5 protein-coding genes and 1 pseudogene are annotated in these 5,113 nt (G+C 71.0%); 3 read left to right on the top strand and 3 right to left on the bottom strand.

Going from position 1 to position 5,113, the window contains the following annotated elements:
* Positions 1–322: 322 nt before the first annotated feature.
* Together DEIPI_RS0115800 and mscL are read left to right on the top strand one after the other, a co-directional pair.
* Positions 323–1,801, top strand: a complete 1,479-nt coding sequence (locus DEIPI_RS0115800) for a DUF512 domain-containing protein (RefSeq protein ID WP_245588580.1) — start codon at positions 323–325, stop codon at positions 1,799–1,801.
* Between the two features lie 140 nt (positions 1,802–1,941).
* Positions 1,942–2,334, top strand: coding sequence for a large conductance mechanosensitive channel protein MscL (mscL, locus tag DEIPI_RS0115795; protein ID WP_027482417.1), 393 nt, complete (start codon positions 1,942–1,944; stop codon positions 2,332–2,334).
* Here the strand turns inward: mscL and DEIPI_RS0115790 are convergent.
* The 3 genes from DEIPI_RS0115790 to DEIPI_RS0115780 are packed head-to-tail and all read right to left on the bottom strand — an operon-like array spanning position 2,331 to position 4,746.
* A complete protein-coding gene (locus tag DEIPI_RS0115790; RefSeq protein ID WP_027482416.1) occupies positions 2,331–3,296 on the bottom strand; it encodes an MBL fold metallo-hydrolase in 966 nt (321 codons plus the stop codon). The two genes, mscL and DEIPI_RS0115790, sit on opposite strands and share 4 nt — an antisense overlap.
* A complete protein-coding gene (locus tag DEIPI_RS0115785; RefSeq protein WP_027482415.1) occupies positions 3,296–4,003 on the bottom strand; it encodes an amino acid ABC transporter permease in 708 nt (235 codons plus the stop codon). The genes DEIPI_RS0115790 and DEIPI_RS0115785 overlap by 1 nt, the downstream gene beginning before the upstream one ends.
* Positions 3,985–4,746, bottom strand: a complete 762-nt coding sequence (locus DEIPI_RS0115780; protein ID WP_027482414.1) for an ABC transporter substrate-binding protein — start codon at positions 4,744–4,746, stop codon at positions 3,985–3,987. Before DEIPI_RS0115780 ends, DEIPI_RS0115785 begins: the two co-directional genes overlap by 19 nt.
* A gap of 69 nt (positions 4,747–4,815) precedes the next feature.
* On the opposite strand from DEIPI_RS0115780, the pseudogene DEIPI_RS31665 reads away from it, so the two are divergent.
* A pseudogene (locus DEIPI_RS31665) lies at positions 4,816–5,113 on the top strand (TlpA family protein disulfide reductase); the annotation flags it as partial.

Below are 5,113 nucleotides of genomic sequence, written 5' to 3'. Positions count from 1 at the left end.
CACGCCGAGCCGCGCGAGGGGCCCCACGAGCCGCTGGGCGAGCGGACGGAAGACGCGCTCCGCGAGGAGCTCCGTGCCGGGCCGGGCCTTGCGCGTGGCGGCGAGACCCGTGGATTCGGGCGGGGACGACGATGGGGCGGACGTCACGAGGGTCACACTAGCAGGCGTGCCCGCGTCGGAGCGAGGGAGACGAGGAGAAGGCATTCTTGAAAATTGTGTGCCTCAGGTCCCCAAGCGCTGAGTCCGAACTGATACAATCCCTTCTTTGGAGACTCCCGGACGCCCCGCAGGGGCGGCCCGGTCGAGACAGGAGAGGCGCGGCGTGAGAAGCGGCCGCGCGAGAAGCCCCACGGAGGCGAGCGTGCAGCCCAGCAAGACAGACATCTTTCCCGCCCAGATCAAGAGCGTCGAGCCCGGCAGCGCCGCCGAGCGCGCGGGCGTGCGGCCCGGCGATCAGCTGCTGCGCGTCAACGGGCACGCCGTGACGGACATCCTCGCGTACCGTCACCTGCTCACGCAGGGCCGCGCCGAACTTCAGATCGCGCGTCCCGAGGCGCCTGCCTTCTTCGCGACGCCGCAGGACCACCACACCCTGCGCGCCACGGAGGCGCCCACCTTCACCTTCGAGGTGGAGTGGGAGGACCCCGGCCTCGAATTCGAGGAGGTCCTCTTCGACGGCATCAAGAAGTGCGCGAACAAGTGCGACTTCTGCTACGTCCACCAGATGCCGCGCGGGTTCCGCAAGAGCCTGTACATCATGGACGACGACTACCGCCTGTCGTTCCTGTACGGCTCCTTCGTGACCCTCACGAACCTGACGGAGGCGGACGTGAACCGCATCCTCGACGAGAACCTCTCGCCGCTCTACGTCAGCGTCCACACCGCCAACCAGGACCTGCGCCAGGACCTGATGAAGTGGTGGAAGCTCAAGGTGAAGGACGAGCGCACCACCGACATCCGCAGCATGATCGAGCGGCTCGAACCCATCGACCTGTACACGCAGGTGGTGCTCGTGCCGGGCCGCAACGACGGCGAGTACCTCGACGAGACGCTCGACTACCTCGCGAGCCGTCCGAACGTCGTGAGCGTCGCCGTGGTGCCCGTGGGCCTCACGGACCACCGCACGAACCTCGCGCACGTCGACACCTTCGACCGGGAGCGCGCCGCCGACGTGCTGCGCCGCACCGAGCGCTGGCGCAAGAAGATGCTCGACGAGCGCGGCACGCGCTTCGTGTTCCCCAGCGACGAGTTCTACCTCCTCGCGGGGGAGCCGCTGCCCTCCGAGGAGGCCTACGAGGGCTTCCCGATGCTGGAGAACGGCGTCGGCATGATCCGCGACTTCCTCGGCGAGGACCTCCCCGAGGGCCTGCCCGCGCGCGTCAGCCCGCGCCGCGTGATCCTCGGGACGGGCACGCTCTTCGCGCCCGCGCTGGAGCGCGCCGTGGAGCCCCTGCGCCGCGTGGAGGGCCTGGAGCTGGAGGTGCGCGCCATCGAGAACCGCACCTTCGGCCTGAACACCACCGTGGCGGGTCTGCTGACGGGCCGCTGCTTCCGTCACGGCGTGCAGCCCGGCGAGGCGGACCTGCTGCTCGTGCCGCCCACCACGCTGCGCTACGGTACGGAGCTCATGCTGGACGACGTGAGCCTCACGGAACTCTCGCGGGAACTGCGCATGGACGTCCGCGCGGGCGGCGCGACCCTCGGGGAGCTCGCGCGCGTCATCCTCGGCGACACGGTCGGCGTGAACCTGCAGTTCGGCTACAGCGCGCACGCCGTCAAAGAGCAGCGCGGGCAGGCCTGAGCCTCCGCTTCGGACAGACGATCCGGACGCGTGCGGGCGGCATCCTCGGGGTGCCGCCCGCGCGATCGTGCGCTGACCCCCCAATTCCCTCGCCGCCGACGCCCGGTTCCTGTCATGATGCCCCTCGGGAGGCTACTGACATGCTCAAGGGGTTCCGGGACTTCATCCTGCGCGGCAACGTCGTGGATCTCGCGGTAGGCGTCGTGATCGGCGCGGCCTTCGGCGGGGTCGTCACGCAGTTCACGAACTCGTTCATCAATCCGCTGATCAAGGCGATCACCGGGGGCGGCGCGCGGGTCGGCGGGACGTTCACCCTTGGCGGCGCCGTCTTCGACTACGGCGCGTTCGTCTCCTCCGTGATCAACTTCCTGCTCGTCGCGGCCGTCATCTACTTCCTCGTCGTGACGCCCGTCAACCGCCTCATGGAGCGCTTCAAGCGCGCCGACAAGCCCGCGGTGGTGGAGCCCAGCAACGAGGAGAAGCTCCTCGCGGAGATCCGCGACGCGATCCGCGAACGGCCCATGGAACGTTAGGGCCAGTCTGCCGGGAAGGGCGCCGCCGCCAGCCACGCCCTGTCTGGCACGTGATGCGGCAGATTCGCGCGCAGCACGTCCCCGTCCCAGCGCGCCGCGTTCGAGCGCAGCATCTCCGCGACGAGCGCTCCCGCGAACTCGGCGTCCGTGACGCGGAAGGCGTGCCGGGCGTAGTCGTGCACCCAGGGACGCGCCAGGAGGTAGGGCTCCAGTTCTTCGCGCGTGAGGCCGCCGCGCAGCATCAGCACGTACGCGAGGATGCGTTTCGCGCCGTGCCAGGACAGCCGCTCGGGCTCGGCGATCCAGCGCGTCAGGCGCGCGAGCGCCGAGCGGAACTCCACGTCGGGGTCCGTGAGGGGCGGCCCATGTCCCGTCAGCACCACCCGCGCGCCGAGGGACGCGAGGCGCTCCAGCGAGCCCGCGAGCCGGTCCGCGGCGCCCGCGCCCTCCAGGAAGGGATTCACCCAGGCCACGTCCCGCAGGTGCACGGTGTCGCCCGACACCAGCGTCCGTGACGCCGCGTCCCAGAAGCTCAGGTGTCCCAGCGTGTGCCCCGGCGTGTGCAGCACCTCCAGCCGCGCCGAACCCGTCTCGACGACCTCACCGCCCGCGAGGGGCACGTCCACCCGGTAAGGCTCGATCGGCTGGTCCAGCCACGCCGCCGAGCAGGCCTCGGGCGCGCGGCGGTTCACGAGGTCCGCCTCCCAGCGGTGCGCCGCCACCCGCACCCCGTACCGCGACTGAAGGTGATGGTTGCCGCCCGCGTGGTCCGTGTGGAAGTGCGTGTTCAGCACGAGGTCCAGCGACTCCGGCCTCATGCCCAGCGCGTGCAGCCGAGCGTCCAGGTCCGCCGCGTCGCTGCCGTACCCGCTGTCGATCAGCACGGGCCGCTCGCCCCGCACCAGCACCACGTTCGCGCTCGGCAGTTCGCGTTCGAGCAGCACGACGTTCTCCACGTCCATCAGATCACCCTCCGCGCGGCGGGCTCCCGCGAGTGCGCGGGCGTGAGCCGCGCCTCCAGCGCCCGCAGCAGCCTCGTGAGGGCGAAGGTCAGCACGAAGTAGATCACGGCGAGCACCGCGTACACCTCGAACTGGCGGTACGTCGCTCCGATGATCGCGCGGCCCTGCGCGAACAGTTCCTGCAAGGTCACCGCCGACGCGAGGCTCGACCCCAGGATCAGGCTGACGTACTCGTTGCCGAGCGCGGGCAGCGCCACCCGCCACGCCTGCGGCAGCACGACGAAGCGCAGCGCCTGCGCCCGCGAGAGGCCCAGCGAGCGCGCCGCCTCCAGCTGCCCGGCGGGCACGCCCAGCAGACCGCCCCGCACGATCTCCGAGACGTACGCCGCCGAGTACAGGCCCAGCGCCAGCGTCGCCGCGACGAAGGCGGGCAGCACGATCCCGAAGCTCGTCAGGCCGAAGTACACGAAGCTGAGCTGCACGATGAGCGGCACGCCCCGCACGACCTCCACGTACGCGTCCCCCAGCCTCCCCAGCACCGGCACCCGGAAGGACCGCACGAGGCCCAGCAGCGTCCCCGCCGAGAGGGACACCGCGAGCGCCGCGAGGCTCACGCCGAGCGTCAGGAGGGTCCCCTGCCACAGCAGCGCGGGCCACGCGCCCGACAGGACCGTCCGGAAGCCCTCGACTACTTCTGCACGATCCACTTGTTCAGCAGCTTCTGGTACTCGCCGCTGGACTTCAGCCGGGCCAGCGTGCGGTTCGCGGCGGCCACGAGGTCGCTCCCCTTGAAGAACGCCATGCCGTAGTCCTCCTCGGCGAGGGGTTTGCCCGCCCCGGCGAACTGACCGGGCAGGCGGCGGCGCAGGTCGTCGACGGTGGGCGCGTCCCCGACGAGCGCGTCGATGCGGCCCGCGCGGACGTCCGCGAGGCCCGACGCGAAGTCGTCGTACACGCGGATCGTCGCGCCGATCTTCTTCAGCGACTCGTCCGCGACGTACTGCCCCGTCGTGTTCGCCTGCACCCCGATCGTGCGGCCCTTCATGCTGCTCGCGGGCCACGCGACCTTCTTCGGGTTGCCCGCGCGGACGATCAGCACCTGCGCGCTTCGGAAGTACGGATCGCTGAACGACACGACCTTCGCCCGCTCCCCTGTGATGGTGATGCCCGACATCGCGATGTCCACCCGGCGCGACGTCACCGCGGCGGGCATCAGCGCGCCGAAGCCGACGCTCTCGATCCGGAGCTTCACCCCGAGGTCCTTCGCGACGGCCCGCGCGATGTCGATGTCGAAGCCCTGGATCTCGCCGCGCGCGTCCTTGAACTCGAAGGGCGCGAACTGCGGGTCCGTCCCGAGGACGAGCTCCCCCTTGCGCTTCACGTCCGCCACGCTCGCCGCGAACGCCGAACCCGCCAGCCACGCCGCCATCAGCACCGTCAGGGTCTTCATGCAGGAGAGGTTAACACGAGGGGTCTGAAAGGACCGTCCGCCGGGCAACTCCACGCGCGATCCTGGGGTATGGACCTCCCCTGGCCCGCGCCGACCGACTTCGTCTGGGGCGAAGCGCTGCCCACGCCCGACCGCTGGGGCCGACCCGGCCTCGTGATGGTGTTCAACCTGGAGTGCGCCGGGTGCGTCTCGCGCGGCGTACCGTTCCTGAAGCGGCTCGCGCGGGAGCACGAGGGCCGCGTCACGCTGATGGCGCTGCACACGTCGCGCGGGCATCGCCTGCTCGCGCGCGGGGACGTGGAGCCGACCCTCGTGCGCTTCGCGCGGGACTTCGCGCGGCTGCCCCTGCCGGTCGCGCTGGACCTCG

Source organism: Deinococcus pimensis DSM 21231 (assembly GCF_000519345.1).
Taxonomy (GTDB): domain Bacteria; phylum Deinococcota; class Deinococci; order Deinococcales; family Deinococcaceae; genus Deinococcus_A; species Deinococcus_A pimensis.
Note: the sequence above shows the minus strand (reverse complement) of the source record. Positions and strands in the feature narration are given on the sequence as shown.

Bases quoted from the DNA above. Each gene is read 5' to 3' on its own strand.
- mscL (WP_027482417.1), top strand. From the start codon at position 1,942: ATGCTCAAGGGGTTCCGGGACTTCATCCTGCGCGGCAACGTCGTGGAT.
- DEIPI_RS0115790 (WP_027482416.1), bottom strand. From the start codon at position 3,296: ATGGACGTGGAGAACGTCGTGCTGCTCGAACGCGAACTGCCGAGCGCG.
- DEIPI_RS0115780 (WP_027482414.1), bottom strand. From the start codon at position 4,746: ATGAAGACCCTGACGGTGCTGATGGCGGCGTGGCTGGCGGGTTCGGCG.